The 23,282-nt window shown below is 73.5% G+C and carries 21 protein-coding genes and 1 pseudogene; 7 read left to right on the forward strand and 15 right to left on the reverse strand.

Annotated elements, in window-relative coordinates:
* Positions 1-74 precede the first annotated feature (74 nt).
* Positions 75-479, reverse strand: coding sequence for a hypothetical protein (locus O7613_RS20455; RefSeq protein ID WP_282289632.1), 405 nt, complete (start codon positions 477-479; stop codon positions 75-77).
* A 43-nt stretch (positions 480-522) separates the two neighbouring features.
* Here O7613_RS20455 and O7613_RS20460 point away from each other — a divergent pair, with 43 nt between their 5' ends.
* Together O7613_RS20460 and O7613_RS20465 are read left to right on the forward strand one after the other, a co-directional pair.
* The gene (locus O7613_RS20460; RefSeq protein WP_281586834.1) at positions 523-1,473 is read left to right on the forward strand and encodes a diacylglycerol kinase family protein; all 951 of its coding nucleotides are present in this window, start codon (positions 523-525) and stop codon (positions 1,471-1,473) included.
* 448 nt (positions 1,474-1,921) lie between these two features.
* The gene (locus O7613_RS20465) at positions 1,922-2,179 is read left to right on the forward strand and encodes a WhiB family transcriptional regulator (RefSeq protein ID WP_013288358.1); all 258 of its coding nucleotides are present in this window, start codon (positions 1,922-1,924) and stop codon (positions 2,177-2,179) included.
* A gap of 65 nt (positions 2,180-2,244) precedes the next feature.
* Here the strand turns inward: O7613_RS20465 and O7613_RS20470 are convergent, their stop codons facing one another.
* From O7613_RS20470 to O7613_RS20485, 4 genes are read right to left on the reverse strand one after another with little or no spacing between them, the layout of a single operon-like run.
* On the reverse strand, positions 2,245-2,985 hold the full coding sequence (locus O7613_RS20470; RefSeq protein WP_281586833.1) for a CbiX/SirB N-terminal domain-containing protein: 741 nt from the start codon (positions 2,983-2,985) through the stop codon (positions 2,245-2,247).
* Positions 2,967-3,731: a phosphoadenylyl-sulfate reductase gene (locus tag O7613_RS20475; protein ID WP_281586832.1), complete on the reverse strand. Its 765-nt coding sequence runs from the start codon at positions 3,729-3,731 to the stop codon at positions 2,967-2,969. The genes O7613_RS20470 and O7613_RS20475 overlap by 19 nt, the downstream gene beginning before the upstream one ends.
* A complete protein-coding gene (locus O7613_RS20480; RefSeq protein WP_139128717.1) occupies positions 3,728-3,886 on the reverse strand; it encodes an IS1 family transposase in 159 nt (52 codons plus the stop codon). Before O7613_RS20480 ends, O7613_RS20475 begins: the two co-directional genes overlap by 4 nt.
* Positions 3,883-5,592 (reverse strand): nitrite/sulfite reductase, encoded by a 1,710-nt coding sequence (locus O7613_RS20485; RefSeq protein ID WP_282289633.1) that lies wholly within the window; start codon positions 5,590-5,592, stop codon positions 3,883-3,885. Before O7613_RS20485 ends, O7613_RS20480 begins: the two co-directional genes overlap by 4 nt.
* A 1,400-nt stretch (positions 5,593-6,992) precedes the next feature.
* Here O7613_RS20485 and O7613_RS20490 point away from each other — a divergent pair.
* Positions 6,993-8,588, forward strand: coding sequence for a glycosyltransferase family 39 protein (locus O7613_RS20490; protein WP_282294580.1), 1,596 nt, complete (start codon positions 6,993-6,995; stop codon positions 8,586-8,588).
* Between the two features lie 141 nt (positions 8,589-8,729).
* Here O7613_RS20490 and O7613_RS20495 read toward each other — a convergent pair whose 3' ends face one another.
* Together O7613_RS20495 and O7613_RS20500 are read right to left on the reverse strand one after the other, a co-directional pair.
* On the reverse strand, positions 8,730-10,277 hold the full coding sequence (locus O7613_RS20495; protein WP_282289634.1) for a PAS domain-containing sensor histidine kinase: 1,548 nt from the start codon (positions 10,275-10,277) through the stop codon (positions 8,730-8,732).
* 24 nt (positions 10,278-10,301) lie between these two features.
* The gene (locus tag O7613_RS20500) at positions 10,302-11,330 is read right to left on the reverse strand and encodes an SIS domain-containing protein (RefSeq protein WP_281590100.1); all 1,029 of its coding nucleotides are present in this window, start codon (positions 11,328-11,330) and stop codon (positions 10,302-10,304) included.
* Positions 11,331-11,521: 191 nt separating this feature from the next.
* On the opposite strand from O7613_RS20500, the gene O7613_RS20505 reads away from it, so the two are divergent.
* Positions 11,522-13,132 carry a tetratricopeptide repeat protein gene (locus O7613_RS20505; RefSeq protein WP_282289635.1) on the forward strand — a complete coding sequence of 537 codons (1,611 nt, stop codon included), beginning with the start codon at positions 11,522-11,524 and terminating at the stop codon, positions 13,130-13,132.
* 120 nt (positions 13,133-13,252) lie between these two features.
* Here the strand turns inward: O7613_RS20505 and O7613_RS20510 are convergent, their stop codons facing one another.
* On the reverse strand, positions 13,253-14,842 hold the full coding sequence (locus O7613_RS20510; RefSeq protein ID WP_281586827.1) for an MDR family MFS transporter: 1,590 nt from the start codon (positions 14,840-14,842) through the stop codon (positions 13,253-13,255).
* A gap of 119 nt (positions 14,843-14,961) precedes the next feature.
* On the opposite strand from O7613_RS20510, the gene O7613_RS20515 reads away from it, so the two are divergent.
* Positions 14,962-15,531 carry a TetR/AcrR family transcriptional regulator gene (locus O7613_RS20515; protein WP_281586826.1) on the forward strand — a complete coding sequence of 190 codons (570 nt, stop codon included), beginning with the start codon at positions 14,962-14,964 and terminating at the stop codon, positions 15,529-15,531.
* On the opposite strand, the pseudogene O7613_RS20520 reads toward O7613_RS20515, so the two are convergent.
* The 7 genes and pseudogenes from O7613_RS20520 to O7613_RS20550 form a co-directional block, all read right to left on the reverse strand.
* Positions 15,532-16,035 (reverse strand): annotated as a pseudogene (locus O7613_RS20520) (GNAT family N-acetyltransferase); the annotation flags it as partial. It abuts the gene before it with no gap.
* Positions 16,032-16,247, reverse strand: coding sequence for a biotin/lipoyl-binding carrier protein (locus O7613_RS20525; protein ID WP_091068708.1), 216 nt, complete (start codon positions 16,245-16,247; stop codon positions 16,032-16,034). The gene O7613_RS20525 and the pseudogene O7613_RS20520, both read right to left, overlap by 4 nt.
* Positions 16,248-16,630: 383 nt before the next feature.
* Positions 16,631-16,918 carry a mycothiol system anti-sigma-R factor gene (rsrA, locus tag O7613_RS20530; RefSeq protein WP_281586824.1) on the reverse strand — a complete coding sequence of 96 codons (288 nt, stop codon included), beginning with the start codon at positions 16,916-16,918 and terminating at the stop codon, positions 16,631-16,633.
* 2 nt (positions 16,919-16,920) lie between these two features.
* Positions 16,921-17,727, reverse strand: coding sequence for a sigma-70 family RNA polymerase sigma factor (locus O7613_RS20535; protein ID WP_281586823.1), 807 nt, complete (start codon positions 17,725-17,727; stop codon positions 16,921-16,923).
* 925 nt (positions 17,728-18,652) lie between these two features.
* The gene (locus O7613_RS20540) at positions 18,653-19,267 is read right to left on the reverse strand and encodes an alpha/beta family hydrolase (RefSeq protein ID WP_282289636.1); all 615 of its coding nucleotides are present in this window, start codon (positions 19,265-19,267) and stop codon (positions 18,653-18,655) included.
* A 170-nt stretch (positions 19,268-19,437) separates the two neighbouring features.
* Positions 19,438-19,833, reverse strand: a complete 396-nt coding sequence (locus O7613_RS20545) for a WhiB family transcriptional regulator (protein ID WP_281586821.1) — start codon at positions 19,831-19,833, stop codon at positions 19,438-19,440.
* 211 nt (positions 19,834-20,044) lie between these two features.
* On the reverse strand, positions 20,045-20,752 hold the full coding sequence (locus O7613_RS20550) for an SOS response-associated peptidase (protein ID WP_281586820.1): 708 nt from the start codon (positions 20,750-20,752) through the stop codon (positions 20,045-20,047).
* A gap of 102 nt (positions 20,753-20,854) precedes the next feature.
* Between O7613_RS20550 and aroA the strand changes: the two genes are divergently transcribed.
* Positions 20,855-22,156 carry a 3-phosphoshikimate 1-carboxyvinyltransferase gene (gene aroA / locus O7613_RS20555; protein WP_282289637.1) on the forward strand — a complete coding sequence of 434 codons (1,302 nt, stop codon included), beginning with the start codon at positions 20,855-20,857 and terminating at the stop codon, positions 22,154-22,156.
* Complete coding sequence (gene rsgA, locus O7613_RS20560) at positions 22,126-23,253, forward strand: ribosome small subunit-dependent GTPase A (protein WP_282289638.1); 1,128 nt, start codon at positions 22,126-22,128, stop codon at positions 23,251-23,253. Before aroA ends, rsgA begins: the two co-directional genes overlap by 31 nt.
* Positions 23,254-23,282 lie beyond the last annotated feature (29 nt).

Here is a 23,282-nt window from a genome sequence, read left to right on the forward strand (position 1 = left end):
TAGCCACCCGACCCGGCCCGGTCGGCGGCTACTGGCCGCCGGGTCGGCGGCTATCCGACCGGCCGGGTCGGCGGCTACTGGCCGGCCGGGTCGCCGAAGCCGAGCGCCCGGTTGGTCGGGCCACTGACGAGCAGCCCGGCGACAACGAGCCCGAGCGCCATCAGCGGCAGCCCGAGCCAGCCCATTCCGCCGGAGATCATGTACCACCCGATGGGCAGCAGCATGAGTTGGAGCACGATGGCCGGCGCGCGGGCGCCCGCCCGCCGCCGGGACAGCGCGCCACCGAGCGCCCAGAGCGCGACCGCCCCGGCCACCGCGAAGGCGGTCACCAGCAGCGCCGAGGCCAGGTCGGTGTGCTCGGCGGTGAGGTCGGACCAGATCAGCCAGAGCGCGACCAGGCCGAGCGCCACCGCCTCGGCGCGCAGCACGAGCACCGCCGCGCGGAGCGGGCTGGGGACCGGGTCCGAGTCGATCGTCACGGGCGCCACGATACCGGTGGATAGGCGCGGTATTGTGCCGCCCATGCGGGCCGTCCTGGTGGTCAATCCGAAGGCCACCACCACAAGCGAGCGCAGCCGGGACGTGCTGGTCCGGGCACTGCGCAGTGAAGTCGACCTGTCGGTGCGCTACACCCGCCGACGGGGCCACGCCATGGACCTGGCCCGGGAGGCCGCCCAGGAGGGTGTCGACCTGGTCGTCACGCTCGGCGGCGACGGCACGGTCAACGAGGTGGTCAACGGATTGATGGCGGCCGAGCCGCCGACGTTCCGCACCGGGCCGACCTCGGCCGAGCGGCTGCCGGCGCTGGCGACCGTGCCGGGTGGCTCGACGAACGTCTTCGCCCGGGCGCTCGGGCTGCCGCGGGAGTGGCCGGACGGCACCAGCATGATCCTGGAAGGGCTGCGCCTGGGCCGGTCGCGCACCATCGGGCTGGGCCGGGCGGACGACCGCTACTTCACGTTCTGCGCCGGCTTCGGGCTCGACGCGGCGGTGATCCGCCGGGTGGAGCAGGCCCGCAAGCGGGGTCGGGTGTCCACCCCGGCCCTCTACTTCCGGTCCACGGCCAGCCAGTACTTCGTCGGATCGGACCGCCGCCACCCGCCGATCACGTTGGAACGCCCGGGTGAGGCGCCGGCGACCGAGCTGGCCACCGCGATCATCCAGAACACCGCGCCGTGGACCTACCTCGGCGACCGTGAGATCAACCCGAATCCGGATGCGTCGTTCGACCTCGGGCTCGATGTGCTCGCCATCCGACAGCTCAAGGTAGCCAGCACCGCACGGACAGTGACTCAGTTCTTCTCCCAGAAGCCCGATCCGCATGGCAAGCAGGTGCTCCGGCTGCACGACGTGGAGGAGTTCACCCTGCTCGCGGCCCGTCCGCTGCCGTTCCAGCTCGATGGCGACTATCTCGGCGAGCGGGAAAAAGTCAGATTCACATCCGTACCCGCCGCACTGAGAGTAATCTGCTAGGTCTCGGGTATCCCCGTCGGTTGACGCGGACCCCCGCCCACGGAGGGGTGAGGTGGCCGCCACGCCGAGGAAGGGTGCCGGAAATGTCAGCATCGTCACGCAGACCGTACTATATTGATCCTCGACTGTGGCACGCCGGGTAACGAGAGCCCTCGCAAACCGGGACAAATGGGTGGTGAGCCCGCTCACTGTTCGGAGTTTTTCCGAGCGTCGCCCTTGACATCGCTGTAGTTCGTGAAAGTATTCACAAGCGAACTCGTGTTACCGGGACATCGCCTGGATATGCTCATCCGGTTGAGCTGTTCCAGCAGGTCCAGGGGCCCGCAGCCTGCTCACGCAGCGCCGAATTGATGGATGCTGACCGTCACCTTTCGGCAATGCGGATGCATATAGGAATAGCAACAAAGCGTTATCTGGCCATCCACTTAGAATGAGGAGTGTTGCCGCCATGGACTGGCGCCACGATTCGGTCTGCCGCGACGAGGACCCGGAGCTGTTCTTCCCGATCGGGACGTCCGGTCCGGCCCTCCTGCAGGTGGAGCAGGCGAAGGCCGTCTGCCGGCGCTGCCCCGTGACCGACCAGTGCCTGCAGTGGGCGCTGGAGTCCGGTCAGGACGCCGGCGTCTGGGGCGGGATGAGCGAGGAGGAACGCCGCGCGGTCAAGCGTCGCGGCGGTCTCCGGGTGCTGCGCGCTCACTCCGCCTGACCCACACACACGCGAAACGCCCCGGCCGGGATCCCGGCCGGGGCGTTTCGCGGTCCGGACCGTGTTCAGCCCACCGCCGCGTCCACCCGCCGGCGCACCAGATCGGCGAGTTCCGGCAGGTCGGTGAGCGGGTCGGCGACCGCCACCGCGCCGGCCGAGCGGGCCGCCGCGCGTACCCCGTCGTGGAACCGGCCCGGCGCCAGGAAGTAGGCGGCCACCGCGACCCGGCGGGCACCCGTCGCGCGCAGCCGCGCCACCGCGCCACCGACCTCCGGCGGCGCGGCCGAGGCGTACGAGACCCGGCAGCGCACGCCCAGCCCGGCGCCGAGCGCCGCGGCGACCCGACCCACCGAGGCACGCGCGGCGGGATCACGGGTGCCCGCCGCGGCCAGCACCACGGCGTCCGCGCCCTCCCCGGCGGCCTCGGCCAGCCGGCGCCGCAGGGCGGCCAGCAACCGCCCGTCGACCACGCCGCCGGTCGGCCCCAGCACCTCCGTCACCCGCACGTCGAGGCCCGCGCCGGCCGCCGCGACCGCCGCCGGGATGTCCACCTTCCGGTGGTACGCGGCGGTCAGCAGCAGCGGCACCAGCACCACCCGGGAATGACCCGCGTCCGCGAGTTGCCGCAGCACGTCGGCCGGTCCGGGCTCGGTGTGATCGAGCCAGCTCGGCAGCACCGGACGGCCGGGGCAGGTGGCCGCCACCGCCCGGGCCAACGCCCGCGTCGCCTCGGCCGCGCGCGGATCACGACTGCCGTGCGCCACCAGCACCACCGGCGCGCCGCCCGTCAGAGGTGCAGGCCGCACTCGGTCTTCTCGAACATCGCCCAGCGACCGGCCCGCGGGTCCTCCCCCGCCTTCGTCCGGCGGGTGCACGGCCAGCAGCCGATCGAGCCGTAGCCCCGGGCGAACAGCTCGTTGACCGGGATGTCGTGGCGGGCCACGTACGCGTCCACCTCGCGCTGCGTCCAGGCGGCGATCGGGTTCACCTTGACCTTGCCGCGCCGCGCGTCGAAGCCCACCACGGGCGTGTTGGCCCGGGTCGGCGACTCGTCGCGGCGCAGCCCGGCGGCCCACGCGTCGTAGCCGGCCAGCGCCCGCTCCAACGGCTCCACCTTGCGCAGCTGGCAGCACTCGTCCGGGGACCTGTTGAACAGGCGCGGCCCGTACTGGCCGTCCTGCTGGCCGACCGTCATCCGGGGACGGATCGAACGGACCCGCACCGGCATCCGCCGGGCCACCTCGTCGCGGACCCGCAGCGTCTCCGGGAAGTGCAGCCCGGTGTCGAGGAACACCACGTCGACGCCGGGCGCGACCCGGGAGACCAGGTGCGCCACCACACCGTCGGCCATCGAACTGGTCACGCAGAACCGCTCGCCGAACGTCTCCGCCGCCCACCTGGCGATCTCCAGCGCGGGCGCGTCCGCCAGCTCCCGCCCGGCCTCCTCGGCCAGCGCGCGCAGCTCCTCCGGGTCCCGCCGGGCCGGGTCCGCCGGGTTGGCCTCTCCGCCGCCGACCAGACCCAGGCCGGCGGCGGAGAGCAGGCCGGTCATCGGTTCACCGCCCGGCTCAGCAGGCCGGTGAACTTGACCGAGAACACCCGTGCGCAGGCGTGGCACTCCCAGGCGCCGTGCCCGGCCTCGTGCGGTCGCAGGTCCTCCTCGCCGCAGTACGGGCAGTAGAGAGGCGCAGATCGAGCGTCACTCATCGAAGCTCCTCCTCATCGACTCTGATCACCCAGTTGGCGAAGCTCTCGCCGTCGGTCCGGCTGGCCAGGTAGCGGCGGGCCAGCCGTTCCACGTACTCCGGAAGCTCGTCGGCGGTGGTCTTCAGGCCGCGCAGCTTGCGGCCGAAACCGGCGGTCTGCCCGGCGGCCATGCCGAGGCCGCCGCCGAGGTGCACCTGGAACCCCTCGACCTGCCGGCCGTCCGGGCCGACCACGAGCTGACCCTTGAGCCCGATGTCCGCGACCTGGGTGCGGGCGCAGGCGTTCGGGCAGCCGTTGAGGTGGATGGAGATGTCCGCGTCGAAGTCGCGCAGCCGCTCCTCCAACCGCGCGACCAGTTCCTCGCCGCGCCGCTTGGTCTCCACGATGGCAAGCTTGCAGAACTCGATGCCGGTGCAGGCCATCGTGCCGCGCCGCCAGGCCGAGGGCCTGGCCTCCAGGCCGATCCCCCGCAACGCGGTCACCAGCTCCTCGGTCCGCTCCGGCGCCACGTCCAGGACCAGGAGCTTCTGGTACGGCGTGAGCCGCACCCGGTCGCTGCCGTGCGCCTCGACCACGTCGGCCAGCTCGGCGAGCTGGGTGCCGGAGACCCGTCCCACCACCGGGGCCGCGCCCACGTAGTTGGCGCCGTCACGCTGCGGGTGCACGCCGATGTGGTCGACCGGCTTCGCCGGCAGCTCCGCGGCCGGACCGTCGAGCAGCGTCCGACCCAGGTATTCCTTCTCCAGCACCTCCCGGAAGCGCTCCACGCCCCAGTCGGCGACCAGGAACTTCAGCCGGGCCCGGTTACGCAGCCGGCGGTAGCCGTAGTCGCGGAAGATGCCGACCACCCCGGCCCACACGTCCGGCACCTCGTCCAACGGCACCCAGACACCGAGCCGCTTGGCCAGCATCGGGTTGGTGGAGAGCCCACCGCCCACCCAGAGGTCGAAACCGGGGCCGTGCTCCGGGTGCTCGACGCCGAGGAACGAGATGTCGTTCGCCTCGTACGGGGTGTCGACGAGCCAGGAGATCGAGGTCTTGAACTTGCGGGGCAGGTTGGAGAACTGCTTGTCGCCGACGTACCGGCTAACGATCTCGTCGATCGCCGGGGTGGCGTCGACCACCTCGTCCCGGGCCACCCCGGCGACCGGGCTGCCGAGCACGATCCGCGGGCAGTCGCCGCACGCCTCGGTGGTCTGCAGGCCGACCGACTCCAGCCGACGCCAGATCTCCGGCATGTCCTCGACCCGGATCCAGTGGTATTGAATGTTCTGCCGGTCGGTGATGTCGGCGGTGTCCCGGGCGAACTCCCGGGAGATCTCCGCGACGACCCGGAGCTGGGCCAGGCTGAGCTGACCGCCGTCGACCCGGACCCGGAGCATGAAGAACTCGTCCTCCAGCTCGTGCGGCTCCAGCACGGCGGTGCGCCCGCCGTCGATGCCGGCCTTGCGCTGGGTGTAGAGGCCCCACCACCGGAACCGGCCCCGCAGGTCCTGTGGGTCGATCGAGGCGAAGCCCCCGTGGGCGTAGATGTTCTCGATCCGGTCCCGCACGTTCAGCGGATCGTCGTCCTTCTTGAGCCGCTCGTTGGCGTTGAGCGGCTCACGGTGCCCGAGCGCCCACTGGCCCTCGCCACGCGGCCGACGGGGCGCCCGGGCGGCGGGAGCCGGCTGGTCCGAGCGGGTGGGGGTGCTACTGACCGCCATCGCGGCGTCCTCCGTTTGTCTGCTGCGGTGCCTGGGAGCGCGGGCGCGGCGGCCGGTCCTGAAGAGGACCGAGGACGGCGGTGTCGATGACGGCCGGCGCGGAACGCGCCCGAGACGGATGGGTCGGGCGTCGTCAGTGGGCCGGACAGATCGCGCTGCGCACGCGGCCGTAGTCGACGTGGCGGCGAGCCACGAAGCGGCGGACGACAGCGGCGGTCATGGCCTCATGCTGCCACACCACGGGTTCCCCGGCCACCGACCGGCGCAGTGATCCCACATCACGGGCCCCCCACCCAGATCGACGCCCATCCACGTGCCTACCTTTGTGACCTGCCCCACTCCGCCATGGTGTCCGTTTGGAACGCCGCCGCCGGCACGGAGACCAGCCCACGGCCCGGACCGACGGTGCCACGTGCCCTGCCGCATCCGGAGCGCCACCGCCGGAGGCGAAGCCCCTCGCGCGGCTTTCGGCCGCCCAGCCCACACCGCCCGGCCCCGGCCCCGGCACCCGCTTGTCCGGCGTCCAGGTGTCCGGCGTCCAAGTGTCCGGCGTCCAGGTGTCCGGCGTCCAAGTGTCCGGCGTCCAGGTGTCCGGCGTCCAAGTGTCCAGGTGTCCGGCGTCCAAGTGTCCGGCGTCCAAGTGTCCGGCGTCCAAGTGTCCGGCGTCCAAGTGTCCAGCCCCCAGGCGCCCCACCCCGGATGTTCCACCCCCCGGATGTTCCACCCCCCGGATGTTCCACCCCCGGGATGTTCCACCCCTGGATGTTCCACCCCCGGATGTCCCGCCTCCGGGTGCCGCCCAGCCCGGGCGGGGCATCAAGCCCATCCACCCAGCGCGAGCCGGGCGGCCCTGGCCTTGATCAAGGGGTTTGCGTCATCGAAAGCGCCACCGCCGACACAAACTCCTTGATCAACCCCGCCATCGGAAAGATCTTGGAGCCAAATGGCCCCTCCAGGGGCCGAATCCTTCCAAGATCCGCCGGGTCGCTCGTCGATCATGAGGTTAGCGGCGACAAAACGGACCCCAGGTGCTGCCAACTCCATGATCGACGGGCGAGAGGGAGCGAGGGCGGGAGCGAGGGCGGGAGCGAGGGCGGGAGCGAGGGCGGGAGCGAGGGCGGGAGGGGCAGGAGCGGGAACAGGCGGCACGGGAGGGGCGGGAGCAGGAACGGGAGCGGGCAGAAGCCGGGGCGCGGGGGTGGGGGTGGGAATGGGAGAGCGGAAATTGGTGGAGGGGGGTGGGAGGGTGGGGGTGGCGTGTGAGGCTGCGGGGTGTGAGCGCGCCTACCGAGCCTGCGCCGCCCCGCGTTCCCGGTTGGGTGGCGTGGGCGCTTCCCGGCCTACTGGCGCTGGTGGTCACGCTGACCGGGATCGGGCACGCCCAGCCGTGGCGAGACGAGTTGGCGACCTGGAGCGCCGCGACCCGCTCGCTGCCGGACCTGGTCCGGCTGACCCACACCATCGACGCCGCCACCGGACCGTACTACCTGCTCATGCACGGGTGGACCGCGCTGGCCGGCACCTCTGCGACGGCCCTGCGGCTGCCTTCGGCGCTCGCCACGGCGGTCGCCACCACGCTGACCGCCCGCCTCGGCGCGCAGCTCGTGTCCGACCGGGCCGGCCTGCTGGCCGGGCTGCTGTTCGCCGTGCTGCCGGCCACCTCGCGCTACGGCCAGGAGGCCCGCCCGTACGCGCTCGCGACGCTGCTCGCCGTGCTCGCCACGCTCCTGCTGGTCGGCGCGTTGCGTCGGCCGACGTGGGGGCGTTGGGTCGGGTACGCCGTAGTCGTCGCCGCGCTCGTGCTGCTCCACCTGGTCGCACTCACCCTGCTCGCCGCGCACGCCGTGGTGGTGCTGCTGACCGCCGCGCGCGGCCCGGCCGCCGCCGGCGTCGACCCAGCCGCCGCCGGCGTCGACCGGGCCGCCCGCTCCCGACCAGACCCACCCGGCGGAACCCCGCCCGGTCGCAGACAACCGCAGCGTTCCACCCACCAGCGACATCGAGCGCGAGTGGAGCGCCATGGGTGTCACGGCACCCCGGAGACACCCACAGCGTTCCGCCCACCGGCGACATCGACCGCGAGTGGAGCGCCACGGGTGTCACGGCACGGGACGGGCGGCGGAGCTCCGGACGACCCGAGGGCGCCGGTGCCCGCCCGGCGGGTGGTCGCGCGGTGGCTGGTGGCGCTGGTGCCGGCAATCGTGCTCGTTACCCCGCTGGGCCTCGTCGCCCAGGGGCAGCGCGGTCGGCAGCTCGACTGGGTCGATCCGGCCCGCCTGTCCGACCTGGCGTCGCTGCCGGGCGGGCTGGCGCAGAGCGGCGTGGTGGGCGGGTTCCTGCTAGGCCTCGCCGCATTCGGGGCGGCCCGGCTCGGCCGGCGTGCGCTGTTGCCCGGGGCCGCAGTGCTGCTGCCGGTGTTGCTGCTCTTCGTCGCCGGGACGGTGGTGCCGCTCTGGGTGACCAGGTATCTGATCTTCACGGTGCCGTTCGCCTGCCTGCTGGCCGGCGCGGCTCTGGCCCGGGTACGCCTCGGGCCGGCGCTGGTCGTGGTGGCCCTGGCCGGGTTGCTCGGGCTGCCCGACCAGGCAGCGCTGCGCCGGACCCACGAGTGGCCCCGCAGCGCGCCGGTCGACTACACGGGGGCGGCGGACATCATCGGTGCCGGGCAGCGGCCGGGCGACGCGATCGTCTACTCACCCCGGGACGGCTGGCTCTTTCCCGACCTCGGTCTGGCGTACCACCTGGGGCCGAGGCTGCCGCGCGACGTGCTTGCGGTCCGGGACCAGCGGGCGGACGCGAGCCTCTGGGCCGTCGAGTGCGGCGATCCGGCCCGCTGCCTGGCCGGGGTGGACCGGATCTGGCTCGTGGTCACCGGGCGCCGGGCGGATCCGCTCGCGGCGGTACCCGGAGCCAAGGGCGCGGCGCTGCGCGACGGCTTCACGGTCCGTCAGGTGTGGCCCCGCCAGGGCCTCACGGTGGCCCTGCTCGACCGGTGACCAGCCCGGCTCGACCGGCGACCCGCCCGGCGACCGGCGACCAGCCCGGCGACCGGCGACCGGCGACCAGCCCGGCGACCGGCGACCAGCCCGGCGACCGGTGAGCGGCCCGGCTCGGCCGGACCGCCGCCGGCCGAGGGCTCAGCCCGACAGGCGGTCGGCGGTGCCCCGGGCCAGTGGCACGACGAGGACCGCCTCGGTGCCGCCGGCCGCGCCGTTGCGCAGCTCGATGGTGCCGCGCAGCTCGCCGGTGACGAGTGCCCGGACGATCTGGAGGCCGAGGTTGCCGCCGCGCTCGGCGTCGAACTGCCCGGGCAGGCCGCGGCCGTTGTCGGCGACCGAGACGTGCAACTGTTTGCGGAGCCGGTGCACCTCGACGACCACCTCGGGTCGCGGCGCGTCCGCCGGGGCGGGGGCGGCCTCCTCGTCGACCGGCGAGAAGCCGTGTTCCACGGCGTTGAGCAGCAGCTCGTTGAGGACCATGACCAGCGAGGTGGCGATCTCGGCCGGAAGGATGCCGAAGCTGCCCCGACGCCGCATGCCGACGGTCACCTCGGTGGCGGCCACCTCGGTCGCGGCGCTGGCCACCCGGTCCACGATGCCGTCGAACTCGACCACCTCGTCACTGGAGAGCGAGAGCGTCTCGTGTACGAGCGCGATCGAGGCGACCCGGCGTACCGATTCCTCGAGCGCGACCCGGGCCTCGGGCATGGCGACCCGGCGGGCCTGGAGGCGCAGCAGCGCGGCGACGGTCTGGAGGTTGTTCTTCACCCGGTGGTGAATCTCCCGGATGGTGGCGTCCTTGGTGATCAGGGCGCGGTCGCGGCGGCGTACCTCGGTGATGTCGCGGACCAGCACCAGCGCGCCGATCGGCACGCCGGCGGGCATCAGCGGCAGCGCCCGGGTCAGCATGGTGGCGCCCCGGGCGTCGATCTCGCGCCGGGGTGGGGCCTCGCCGCGCAGCGCGGCGAGCACCGCGTTGCCCGCGTCGGCGCCTTCGAGGGGGTCGCCGGCGAGCCGGCGGTGCAGCTTGGCCAGGTCCTCGCCGACCAGGTGGGAGGCGTAACCGAGCCGGCGGTAGGCGGACTGCGCGTTGGGGCTGGCGTAGGTGACCTTGCCGTTGGCGTCGAGCCGCACCAGGCCATCGCCGACGCGGGGTGCCGAGGTGGTCTCGCCCGGGTGCCGGGGCGGCGGGAAGGTGCCGTCGGCGATCATCTGGGCCAGGTCGTCGGCGGTGGTCAGGTAGTTCAGTTCGAGCTGACTCGGGGTGCGCGCGGTGGAGAGGTTGGTGTCCCGGCCGACGACGGCGATGACCTCACCGTGCTCGCCGTCGCCGGTGCGCAGTCGCACCGGGATGGCCTCGTGCCGGGCCGGCACGTCGCCGTACCAGACCGGGTCGCCCTCCCGCCAGATCCGGCCCTGCCGGTGCGCCACCTCCAGGTGCGCCACCTCGGGCCCGCCGACGATCCGGCCGACCTGGTCGTCGAGGTAGGCGGTCGGGGCGGTGGTCGGGCGCACCTGGGCGACGCAGAGGAAGGTGCCCTCACCGTCCACCGGCACCCACAGCAGCAGGTCGGCGAAGGACAGGTCGGAGAGCAGCTGCCAGTCACCGGCGACCCGGTGCAGGTGGTCGATGTCGGCCGGCCGGAGCGTGGTGTGCTCCTCGGCGAGGTCACGGAGGGTGGACACGCCCCACAGCGTGCCACGCCCGGCTCACATCGTCGCCGTGACCTTCTTCAAACCACGGGGCGCGTCCGGGTCCTCGCCGCGGGCCAGCGCCAGGGCCAGGGCCAGTCGTTGCAGCGGCAGGATGTCGAGCAGCGGCGCGTACCGCTCGTCGACCTCCGGCACCGCCATCCGGGTGGCGCCGACGTCGGCGGAGCCGACCACCACCACGTCGGCCCGGCGTTCGCCGAGCCGGGGCAGCACCTCGCGCATCGACGTGCCGCCGGGGCCGGAGCCGACCACGGCGAGCACCGGCACGTCCGGGTCGGTCATGGCGAGCGGGCCGTGCAGCAGGTCGGCGCCGGAGAAGGCGAGCGCCGGCAGGTAGGACGTCTCCATCAGTTTCAGCGCCGCTTCCCGGGCCGTCGGGTACGCGTAGCCCCGGCCGGTGGTGACGAGCTGGGCGGCGAACCGGTAGCGCGGGGCGAGCCGGGCCGGGGTGTCGTCGGCGAGGGTGTGCGCGGCCAGCTCGGGCAGGCGGGCCAGCGCGTCCCGCTCCGGCGCGGGCAGCACGCCGTCACCGGCGCGTACCCCCTCGACCAGCATGAGCAGCGCGAGCAGCTCGGCGGTGTAGGTCTTGGTGGCGGCGACCGCCCGCTCGTGGCCGGCGGCCACGTCGATGCTCAGCTCGGCGGTCTCGGCGAGCGGTGAGTCGGGGTTGTTGGTGACCGCCAGGGTGAGCGCGCCGGAGGCCCGGGCCACTCGGAGCACCTCGGTCAGGTCGGGCGAGCCGCCGCTCTGGCTGACGCCGACGACGAGCGCGTCGGAGAGGTCGGGGCGGGCGCCGAAGACGGTGATCGCGCTGGGCGAGGCCAACCCGGCGGGCAGGCCGAGGCGGATCTCGGTGAGGTAGGCCGCGTAGAGCGCGGCGTGGTCGGACGTGCCGCGGGCGGTGAAGACCACGTGGCGGGGTCGCCGCTGCGCGACCACGGCCGCCACCTCGGCGATCGCGGCGGCGTGCGCGGTGGAGAGCAGGCGCTCGTAGCCGGCCGGCTGCTCGTCGATGTCGGCGGCCATCCCGGCCCCTGGTCGCGTCACCGCGCACCCCCTTCTGCGCGATTACCGCGCGTTGGATGCTCAGTCTTGCACGTTTGAGCCAGAATCAACAATGCAACGAGCAGCAGTGCGCACCAGATCACCACTCGGGGGCAAGATCCCCTAGGCTTGCCCGGCTGACCGACCGACCAGCCCGGCGAGGGAAGGACGACGTGCCCGAGGACGACGCCGCGCTCTCCGCCGAGGAGGAACTCGCGCTGGCCCGGCTGGCGCTGGGCGAGGGCGATCTCCGGCACGCCGCCGACCACGTCGCCGCCGCCCTGGTGCGCTCACCCACCCTCCCGGAGGCGCACGAGACCCTCGCCCGGCTCGCCGCCGCCAGCGGTGGCGACGTCGAACTCTTCCCGCTCGGCCAGCACGCCTTCGTCGGCGCCGTGGTGGCCCGGGCGCACCTGCTCGCCGCCGCCGGCCGTCCCGCCGAAGGTCTCGACCTGCTGGCCGCCGCCACCGGCTACGCGCCGGGCGCGCCCTGGGCCGCCGTACCGTGGGTGACCGCCGCCGACCTCCCGGAACGGCTCGATCCGGAGCGCACCGCCCGGATCCTCATGCAGGTCTGCGCCGCCGCGCCCGACCCGGTTCCGCGCCGGCTGCGCGAGCCGCTGCTGCCCTACCTCACGCTGGCCCGCAATGCGATCACCGTGCATCCGGGTCAACCGCTGCTGCTGGGGGCGGCGTCCGCGCTGGCCCGGCGCCTCGGCGAGGTCGCCCTCGCGGTCGAGTGGGCCACCCGGGGGGTACGCGCGGAGCCCAGCAAACTCGGCGAGGTGTGGCTCGGGTACGCGTACCGCAGCGCCGGCCGGACCGCCGACGCGCTCGCCGCGCTGGAACGTGCGGTCGCGCTCGACCCCGACGACCTGGCGGTCTACGCGGACATCGCCGGCACGCTCGCCGACCACGGCCGGCTCGACGCGGCGCTGGGCTGGATCGACCGGGCGCTGGCGAAGGACCCCACGTTCGACTGCGCCGTGCACACCGCGCACCGGCTGCGCTTCCAGCGCGACGGGAACGTGGACCACCTGGTGGCGCTCGCCGATTTCGTCCGCGACCATCCGGACGACTCGCACGAACACGGCGACCTCGCCGAGTGTTGCCGCGGCCGTCCGTGGCTCGGCCAGGTCACCCCGGCCGGCGCGGACCACCTGCCCGCGCCGACGGCGGGCACCGCCCGCCCGACGGCGAACGCGGTGCGCCGGCTCCAGCAGCTGGCCCACCCGGCGTGGGCGCACCCGCCGGCCGCGTACGACGCCGCGGTCGGACTGGCCACGCTGGACCTGGCCGACCTGCTCGGCCTGCTGGCATACCCGCCGGAGGCGCCGCCCACGGCGCTGGGCCGGGTGCTCGGCGATCAGGACCCCGCGCTCTGGTCGCGCTGTGCGCAGGTCTGGGCCTGTCTCGGCCTGCTGCACCACCGCACCGACGAGCCGTGGGCGGAGTCGAACCGCCGCCGGGTGCTGCGGGAACTGGCCGGGACCGAGCCGGGACCGACGGCCGAGGCGGCACTGTTCGCCCTGGTCACCGCCGCCTGGGTGGACCCGGCCGTACGCGCCGACGTGGCCGGTGTGGTGGCCGGGCGGCTCGCCGCGGTGGCGACCGGCCCCGCCCGCCGTACCCCGGAGGCGGTGTCGCTCGCGCACCTGGCCCGGGCCACCCCGGCCCTCGACCCGGCCGCCCGCGCGACGGCCGCCGGGCTCGTCGCCGACGCCGGGGCCGGCCCGCTGCGCCGGCTGTGGCGACGCCTCACCGCGCTGTTCCGCCGCGCCTGAGCGCCCGCGCGCCCCGGGAGTGGTGTCGCGCGCCCCCGGAGTGGTGTCGCGCGCGCGGGAAGGGTGTTAAGGAGGGGCCCCGCCACAACGCCAGGCGTTAAGCGGGGCCCCCTCCTTACCTCAGACGGGGGTTTTGCCGAGGGCGACCTCGGCCTCCTCCTCCGGCGTGGCGGTGGCCGGCGGAACGTCGTTCGTCGCGCGCAGCGGCACCTCCTTGACGAACCAGGCGAGCACCGGGACCGCCACGGTGATGAAGAGGGCCCAGAGGAAGACGTGCGAGATGGCGTCGGAGAGCCCGCCGAGCACCAGTTCCCGCGCCGGGCCGGTGAGCTGCTTGAGGTTCTCCAGGTCCATCGCGCCGCCCTCGCCGCCGCCCTTGCCGGCGAGCGCCGGACCGGCGGGCGAGTCGGCCAGCCGGTTGGCGAAGACGGCGCCGAACAGCGAGACGCCGAACGAGCCGCCGATGGACCGGAAAAAGGTGGTCGCGCCGCTCGCCGCGCCCAGGTCCTTCTGCTCGACGCTGTTCTGCGCGATGAGCATCGAGGTCTGCATGAGGAAGCCCATGCCGACGCCGAGCACGACCATGTAGAGCGAGGACTGGGTCTTGCCGGTGCCGAGGTCGAGTTGGCTGAGCAGCCACATGCCGACGGCCATCACCACGCCGCCGATGATCGGGAAGGCGCGGTAGCGCCCGGTCTTCGTGATCGTCCGGCCGACCACGAGCGACACCACGAGCATGCCGAACATCAGCGGGAGCAGGAGCAGGCCGCTGTTGGTGGCCGAGGCGCCCTGCACGGTCTGCTGGTAGAGCGGCAGGAAGTTCATCGCGCCGAACATGGCGAAGCCGAGCAGGAAGCCGATCACCGAGATGAGGGCGAAGTTGCGGTTGGCGAACAGGCCCAGCGGCAGGATCGGCTCCGGCACCCGCCGCTCCACGAGCGCGAACACGCCGAGCGCGGCCACCGCCAGCACGGTCAGGCCGAGGATCTGCGGCGAGCCCCAGTCGTACTGCTTGCCGCCCCACGTGGTGACGAGCACGAGCGCGGTGATGCCGACGGAGAGCAGCGCCGCGCCCAGCCAGTCGATCTTGTGCTCGGTGCGGTACTTCGGCAGGTGCATGGTGACGGCCAGGAGGAGCAGCGCCACGCCGCCGAGGGGCAGGTTCACGTAGAACGCCCAGCGCCAGGAGAGGTGGTCGGTGATGAAGCCGCCGACGAGCGGGCCGGCCACCATGGCGATGGCCATGATCGCGGCGATCATGCCCTGGTAGCGGCCCCGCTCGCGGGGCGGGACCAGGTCCCCGATGATCGCCATGACGCCGACCATCAGGCCGCCCGCGCCGAGGCCCTGGACCGCCCGGAACGCGATCAGCTCGACCATCCCGGTGTCGGCGCCACCGAAGACGCCGGAACCGGACATGCCGCAGAGCGCGGAGCCGATCAGGAAGACGACCACCGAGGTGAGGAAGACCGCCTTGCGGCCGTAGAGGTCGCCGAGCTTGCCCCAGATCGGGGTGGAGACGGTGGTGCCCAGCACGTACGCGGTGACCACCCAGGTGAAGTGGTCGGCGCCGCCGAACTCGAAGACGATGCGCGGCAGCGCGGTGCTGACGATCATGTTGTCGAGCATCGCGAGCGTCATCGCGGTCATCAGGCCGAACAGGATGACGCGGACGTTTGGCTTCGCGATGACCGGGGCTTGTTGACTCATGGGTAGGCTCCCCCGCAGATCGGTGATCGACTTACTTGCCGCCCGGCTAGTTAACTTACTAGCCGCACGGTAAGCTGGGCACCGGGACAACGTCAAGCGGATTGGAAGGTGTCGGTCGGGTGAGCGAGAGCACAGGCGGCACGCGCCAGCGCATCCAGGCCGTCGCGCTGGAGCTCTTCACCGAGCAGGGATACGAGAAGACCTCGCTCCGGGAGATCGCCGAGCGCCTCAACGTGACCAAGGCAGCGCTCTACTACCACTTCAAGAGCAAGGACGAGATCGTCAGCAGCTTCGTCGACGACCGGCTGCGCCGGATGGACGAGCTGATCGCCTGGGCCGCCGAGGAGCCGGCCACGCTGGAGACCCGGCGCACCCTCATCGCCATGTACGCGGACACCATGTTCTCCGGCGAGCTGCCCCGGGTGATGCGGTTCTTCGAACAGAATCAGACCGTGCTGAAAAGCCTCGTCGCCGGCCAGCAGATGCGCGACCGGATGATGCGCCTGGCGGGCGAGCTGAGCCGCGGCGACGAATCCCCGGCCGCCCAGCTACGCGCCTCGCTCACCCTGTTCGCGGTGCACAGCAGCTGGTTCGCGGTGCGTACCCCCGGCATCACCGACGACGAGCGGCGGAAGATCGCCCTTGAGGTGGCCGACGAGCTGCTCGCGAAGATCAACGACGGCGACTGACGCGGTGAGGGGCAGGCGCAGGCCGAGCAGGTCGATCCCGGGCGTCGGGGCCCAGTCCTTCTCCGGCGCCCGGACGAACCCGAGCCGGTCGTAGAGCCGGCGCGCACTCGCCGCCATGCCGGCGCGCACGCAGATCACCACCGCCGCGCAACCCAACTCGACGGCGCGCGCCACGCACGCCTCGGCCAGCGCCGCGCCCGCGCCCCGGCCCTGCGCGGCCGGGTCGACCGCGAGCATCCGGAACTCGGCCTCACCGGGGCCGGCGAGTTCGGCGTACGGGGTGCCCGCCAGCACGAACGTCACCGCGCCGAGCACCGCGCCGGTGGCGCCGTCCACGGCGACCAGCACCTCCCCGGTGCCCGCCCGGGTGGCCACGTCGGCGAGCACCGGCGCGTACCCGCTCTCGTCCTTGAGCTGGCCGTCCGCCTCGTAGGCGGCCACCGTCAGGCGGGCCACCGCCGGGAAGTCCGCCGGCTCGGCGCGGCGGACGAGCAGGCCGGTCAACCGATCACCGCGATCAGGTCGCCGTCCTGCACCACGTCGCCCTCGTTGACCGCCAGCTGCTGCACCACGCCGTCGGACTCGGCGACCACCGGGATCTCCATCTTCATCGACTCCAGGATCACGAGCGTGTCCCCCTCGGACACCGTGTCCCCGGCCGACGCGACGACCTTCCAGACGTTCGCCACCATCTCGGCGCGGATCTCCTCGGCCATCTCCCGGCCCTCCCTCTCCCCGACAGTCCTGCGAACGGTATCCAATCATGACGCCGGTCACGTCCGTTCTCTGACCACCGGCCCGGGACGCGGCCCCACCGCGCCCGGCGCGGCACCGGCGGCACTAGCATCGTGCGGGTCGGCGCCCGGCAACCCGGGGGCCGTACGCGACCTCCGCCGCGCTCACCCGCGGCCGGACCGTGACCAGCACAGGAGGCAGAGCATGGCGAAGAAGGCCCGGAAGAAGAAGGCCCGGAAGAAGAGCAGCGCCAACCACGGCAAGCGCCCCAACTCCTGATCACCGATCAGCGGCGCCCGGCCCTGGGGGGCCGGACACACCTGTGGCCCGGGTCCGCACGCGGACCCGGGCCACAGGTGTCTGATCAGTCGGCCAGCTCGCGGGACTCGGTGGTCTCGAAGACCACCAGCTCGCTCAGCCGCAGCCGCAGCCGCTCACGCAGCTTCTCCGGCGCCGCCTCGTTGCCGCAGCACCGGGCCACAAGCGCCTTGACCTCCTGCTCGATGCCGTACTCGCGCAGGCACGGCCCGCACTCCTCCAAGTGGTGCCGGATCAGCACCCGGCGCTCCTCGGCGCACTCCAGGTCGAGGTAGAGGTAGACCTCGGCGAGCACCTCGTGGCAGTCCGTCTCGTGCGGTCGTCCACAGCTCACGGTCACACCTCCCGGCTGGCGGCGGCGGTCGAACCCTTCGACGGGGCGGCGCTGAAACCCCGCTCCGCCGCGTACCGCTCCAGCAGCTTCCGCAGGTTGCGTCGGCCCCGGTGCAGGCGGGACATCACGGTGCCGATCGGCGTGCCCATGATGTCGGCGACCTCCTTGTAGGAGAAACCCTCGACGTCGGTCAGGTAGACCGCCAGGCGGAACTCCTCCGGCAACTGCTGGAGGGCCTCCTTGACGTCGCTGTCCGGCAGCCGGTCGAGCGCCTCGGTCTCGGCCGAGCGCAGACCGCTCGACGTGTGCGACTCCGCCTCGGCGAGCTGCCAGTCGGTGATCTCGTCCGTCGGCGCCTGGACGGGCTGGCGCTGCCGCTTCCGGTAGGAGTTGATGTAGGTGTTGGTCAGGATCCGGTAGAGCCAGGCCTTCAGGTTGGTGCCCTGCTCGAACTGGTGGAAGGCGGCGTACGCCTTGAGGTACGTCTCCTGGACCAGGTCCTCGGCATCCGCCGGGTTGCGGGTCATCCGCAGCCCGGCAGCGTAGAGCTGATCGACGAAGGGCATCGCGTCCCGCTCGAAGCGGGCCCTGCGCTCGTCCGTCTTCTCGGTGGTCAACCGCACATCCCCTCGCGTCGGATGCTTTCCCGCCGAGGATACGCGTACCCGCCCGGCGGCAGATTCACTTCCCGAGTGTGTGCCGGTGCTCACGGTCGACGCCGACGCCTGCCACTCCGGCGCGTCGAGCAGCCGCCGGAGCTGCCGTTCGTCCCGTTCGTCCCGTTCCCGGCTCCGAGTCTCGACCGGCACCGGTCACCCCCCTCGCGCTGGCAATGTCGTTTCCCAAAGGGGGTCAACGCGATCCCCAGCCCTCCGCATTCCGGCCACCACAGCCCCTCCCGCACGCGCACCCCTGCACGCCACCCCCGCGTCGATCATGAGGTTACCGGCATGTTTCGCCGTATTTGCGTGCGCCAACTTCATGATCAACAGCGCCATCGCCCGATGGTCGGGATTCGTGTTTCGGATCGCGGGAAGCGGGGGGCCTGACCGGCGGACCGGGGCGATTTGCGCTTCTTGCCCCACTTTCCCACCTCGCGGCGGCCCGGAGGGTCCGGGTGCTTAAGGTGGCCGGGACGGGCCGGACGCCAGCTCGGCGAAGTGGCGCTATCCGGTTGGCCGGGATGCCACCGTTTCATCGGACTGGTGTCGATCATTGACCGAAACTCGCCACCCGCCCTGTCTCGTGCGAGATCCGACCGGAGAACAGAGCCACCGTGCGCCGAATGCCCCTTTCCCCTGCCTGCCCGGTAGCCCGAGAGCCCGGGTGACTTGGACGATTCCGCCTCCCTGGGGCCATTCGCGTCCAAGATCTCGCTCGCTTCCGCAGGGGTCGGGTGATGGAGGACGGGGCCGCCACCCGTTCCCGGTCCCAGCCTCGGCCGCGACCGATGCTGGGACCAGGAAGGGCCTGGGAGGTGACTCCGGTCACGTCCGAGCCCGGCCGGCCGGTGCCAACCGGTGCAACGAACGCTCGCCGGGGACGGTCACGCTCGCACGCCCGAGCCACGCTGCCGTCAGGCAGTCGGCCAGAGGCACGGCAGCCGAACTCGGCACACCGACGTGTGGGTGGTGGACACCGACGGCGACGGCAAGGCCGACCTGTGGGCGATGAGCATGGACGCGACCCGCACAGCCGGAACCGAGGCGTGGCCACCGCCGAGGCGCGGCGTGATCAGGACAGCCATCCCCGGGCCGCGAGCCAGGCGCGCACCACCTCGGCCGTGCCAGGCGGGTCCCGGCGCAGGTCGTGCCGCTCCCCCGGCCGGACCACCACCTCGACGCCGGACGCGGGATCGGGTACGCCGAAGGGGTCCCGGTCGCCGTTGACCACAAGCGTCGGCAGGCCGGTGCCCAGCTCGTCGGCCCGGGATCGGTCCGGCCGCCCGGGCGGGTGCAGCGGGAACGCCAGCGCCACCACGCCGGCCGCGCCGACGGCGCACGCGGTGCGGCAGGCCACCCGGGCGCCACTGGACCGGCCGCCCACCACCCAGCGGCGGGTGTGCGGCAGGCGCCGGCGCAGCTCGGCCAGCACCGACGTCCACGCCTCGTCGAGGTGCCCGGCCGGTGCGGGCGCGCGGCGGCCGGCGACCCGGTACGGCTGGGTCACCAGCACCACCCCACCCCCGGCGTCACGGACCGCGTCGCGGACCGCCACGAGATCCGGCGCGTCGACGTCGCCGCCCGCGCCGTGACCCAGCACGAGCAGGGTGCCGCCGGTCGCCGTCGGCGGGTCGAGCCGGATGCGCGCCGGCCCCCGGGGGGTCTCGATCTCGTCGTCGTGCCGCACCGGCCCATTCTGCGCACGGCGGACCGGCCGGCGACGGCAGGGCGCGGAACACCACCGACATCTGCGCACGGCGGACCGGCCGGCGACGGCAGGGCGCGGAACAACCACCGACAGCGGACGTGCCGCGCGGCCAACGCCGCACACGCACGGACCCGGCCTGACATCGTCGGTCAGGAGCTCAGCGGCACCAGCGTGAGCAGGCGGTCTCGGACCGGCGGCCCGGGCTCGTCGACCGCGTCCGGATCCGGCTGAACCTCGCTGCGCCAGGCGACGAGCATGGCTCGCCGCTCACGCGGCGTGGTGCCGCCCCAGACGCCGTGGCAGTCGCCCACCTCCAAGGCCCAGGCCAGGCAGGAGCCTTGGACGTCGCAGGTGCGGCAGAGCGCCACCGCCGCGTCCGCAGGCTCGTTGGGCGCCGGAAAGAACGTCTCCGGATCGACGCTCTGGCATGTGCCCCTGGTGCGCCACGCCTCGTCCTGTCGCCGTTCGCGCAACGCCCGCAGCAGCCGCGGATCGCGCCGCGCCGCCGCCACCTCGTGCGGTCGGGGCATGCGTGCCCGTGTCAATACACCCACCTCCCCCGTGGGACCGGCGAAGATCTCCCTAAAGATCGATGGATGTCATTCGCCCCGTGCGAACTGACGCCATCACCGGCGCTGTGTTCTATCGCACTCGCGCACGCCGAGACAAGAGTCTTCGGTAAACATGACTAAACCGGCGGGTGACTTTTCCGGCGCAACCCTGGCAAATCAGCACTCGACAATGTGCTCAGCGTGATCAGAACAACGTCGATTCCCGGTCTGCCTCCGCAGCCGCCGGGACGACCCGGGCGATCAGCTCCGGACCGTCGTTGCGGACGTCGCCGACCGCCGGTGCGACCGGCCGGATCTCCAGCGCGGCGAGCTGTCCGGCGTCCGGCGGGACGAGCAGCGCGGCGGGCTCGTCGGTCGGGCCCAGCCAGGCGGCCCACCGATCCGGGGCCAGCAGCAGCGGCATCCGGTCGTGCACCTCGGCCAGCTCACCGAGCGCCGCGGTGGTCAGCACACTGAACGTGAGCCGGGGCGTCCCGGCCGCCTCCCAGAGCGACCAGATGCCCGCAAAGGCCAGCACCGAGCCGTCCCGCGGGGTCATGAAGTAGGGTTGCCGCCCGCCGTCCGGCCGGCGCACCCACTCGTACCAACCGTCGGCCGGGACCAGGCAGCGCCGGCGGGCGAAGGACGGGGCGTACGCCCGGCTGGTGGCGACCGTCTCGGCCCGCGCGTTGATCATCCGGGCGGCGCCGGCCGCGCTGCGGGACCAGGGCGGCAACAGCCCCCAACGGCCGAGGGAGAGCAGCCGGTGCCCCTCCGGCGCGAGCCGGACCAGCGGCGCGGAATCGGTCGGGGCGACGTTGAAGTCGGGCTCGACCGCGCCGGTGGAGTCGGTCGACTCGAACAGCGCGCTCAGGTCGCCCGCGCTCCTGGTCGTCGCGTACCTCCCGCACATGGGGCCCACGCTAGCCCCACCGGGCCGTTCCGGCTGTCCCGCCCACCGGGAGCAGGCCCGACGGGCACCCCGACGGGCCCGTCGGGGCGGCAGAATGTGAGCGTGGGGAATCTGACCGCTACCCGTCCGCCGCAGCCGTGGACCGCGCCGACCGCGAACGACCCGGTCACCGCGACGCTGCGCCTGCCCGGCTCCAAGTCGATGACCGCCCGGGCCCTGGTGCTCGCCGCGCTGGCCGGTGGGCCGTCGACACTCGACCGGCCGCTGCGCGCCCGGGACACCGAGCTGATGGCCGGCGGCCTGCGCGAGCTGGGGTCGCACATGTCGGTCTCCGACGACGACCGGTGGCTGGTCCGCCCGCACCCGCTTGTCGGCCCGGCGCACGTCGACGTCGGCCTGGCCGGCACCGTGATGCGCTTCCTGCCCCCGGTGGCCGGGCTGGCCGCGGGGCGGGTCACGTTCGACGGCGATCCGCACGCCCGCACCCGCCCGCTCGGCCCGCTGATCGGCGCGTTGCGCGCCCTCGGCGTCCGGGTCGACGCCCCGCCGGCCGGCAGCCTGCCGCTCGTCGTCCTCGGCGCCGGCCGGGTGACCGGCGGCGAGGTCGTGATCGACGCCTCCGCGTCCAGTCAACTGGTGTCCGGGCTGCTGCTGGCCGCACCCCGCTTCGACCGGGGCGTGGTGGTCCGGCACGAGGGGCCGCCGGTGCCGTCCGCGCCGCACGTGCGGATGACGGTGCAGATGCTGCGCGCCGCCGGGGCCGCGGTGGACGACACCACGCCGGACGTCTGGGTGGTCGAGCCGGGCCCGCTCACCGGGCGCGGCTGGGACATCGAGCCCGACCTCTCCGGTGCCGCACCGTTCTTCGCCGCCGCGCTCGTCACCGGCGGTGAGGTCACCCTCCAGAGCTGGCCGCACAGCAGCCTCCAGCCGGTCGAACGGCTGCGCGAGCTGCTGCACCGGATGGGCGGCGAGGTGACGCTCGGCACCGACGGCCTGCGGGTACGGGGCACCGGCGCGGTACGCGGGGTGGACGCCGACCTCTCCGACGTCGGCGAGCTGACCCCGGTGCTGACCGCGCTCACCCTGCTGGCCGACAGCCCGTCCCGGCTGACCGGCATCGGTCACATCCGGGGCCACGAGACCGACCGGGTCACCGCGCTGGCCAAGGAGTTTACCGCCCTGGGCGCCGACATCACCGAGACCCGCGACGGCTTGGAGATCCGGCCCCGCCCGCTGCGCGGCGGCACCTTCCGGACGTACGCCGACCATCGGATGGCGCACGCCGCGGCGGTGGCCGGGCTGGCCGTCCCCGGCATCGAGGTCGACGACGTGACGTGCACCTCGAAGACCATGCCCGAGTTCCCGGCACTATGGTCGGGCATGGTGACCGACAAGAGCTGACAGCGGGGGGCGTCCTGGCGACCAGGCGGCGGGAGTACGACGAGGACGACGTCCGGGTCCGTCCCGGCAGATCGTCGCGCCCCCGCACCCGCACCCGGCCCCGGCACGCCGACGCGGTCGACGGGTTCGTGATCGCGGTCGACCGGGGCCGTTACACCTGCGTCCGCCCCGAGGCCGGCCCGGACGACCCGGTCGTCACCGCCATGCGCGCCCGCGAGCTGGGCCGCAAGTCGGTGGTGGTGGGCGACCGGGTGGGGTTGGTCGGTGACGTCTCCGGCGCGTCCGGCGCGCTGGCCCGCATCGTGCGCATCGCCGAGCGCACCTCCGTGCTGCGGCGCACCGCGGACGACGACGACACCACCGCCGAAGGTCGGCTGGAACGGGTGGTGGTGGCCAACGCCGACCAACTGGTGATCGTCAGCGCGCTCGCCGACCCGCCGCCGCGCACCGGGTTCATCGACCGCTGTCTGGTGGCCGCGTACGACGCCGACATCGAGCCGCTGCTCTGCCTCACCAAGGCCGATCTGGGTGGCCCGGAGGCGGTGCTCGGCTACTACACCGAGCTGGAGCTGCCGTACGTGCTGATCCGCCCGGGCTCCGACCTGGCCGACCTGCGCACGTTGCTCGCCGGCCGGGTCTCGGTGCTTGTGGGCCACTCCGGCGTGGGCAAGTCGACGCTCGTCAACCGGCTCGTGCCGGAGGCGGAGCGGGCGGTCGGCACGGTCAGCGCGATCGGCCGGGGCCGGCACACCTCGACGAGCGCGGTGGCGCTGCGCCTGCCGCCCGACCCGGGCGCCGGCGGCGATCCGGGCTGGATCATCGACACCCCGGGCATCCGCAGCTTCGGGTTGGCGCACGTCTCCGCCGAGAGCCTGCTGCACGGCTTTTCCGACCTGGTCGAGGCGACCGTGGACTGCCCGCCCAACTGCCCGCACACCGCCGACGAGGCGGACTGCGCGCTCGACGCCTGGGTGGCCGCCGGCCGGGCCGACCCGCGCCGGCTCGCCTCGTACCGGCGGTTGCTCGCCTCCCGCAGCGGCGAGGGCGACGCGCGCGAGCCCGAGCGCAACCCGGGCGACCCGCTCGCCGGTTCCTGACCGGCGGACCGGCGGCCACCCGCCGGGAC

The sequence above is a fragment of the Micromonospora sp. WMMD975 genome (assembly GCF_029581215.1).
Taxonomy (GTDB): Bacteria; Actinomycetota; Actinomycetes; order Mycobacteriales; family Micromonosporaceae; genus Micromonospora.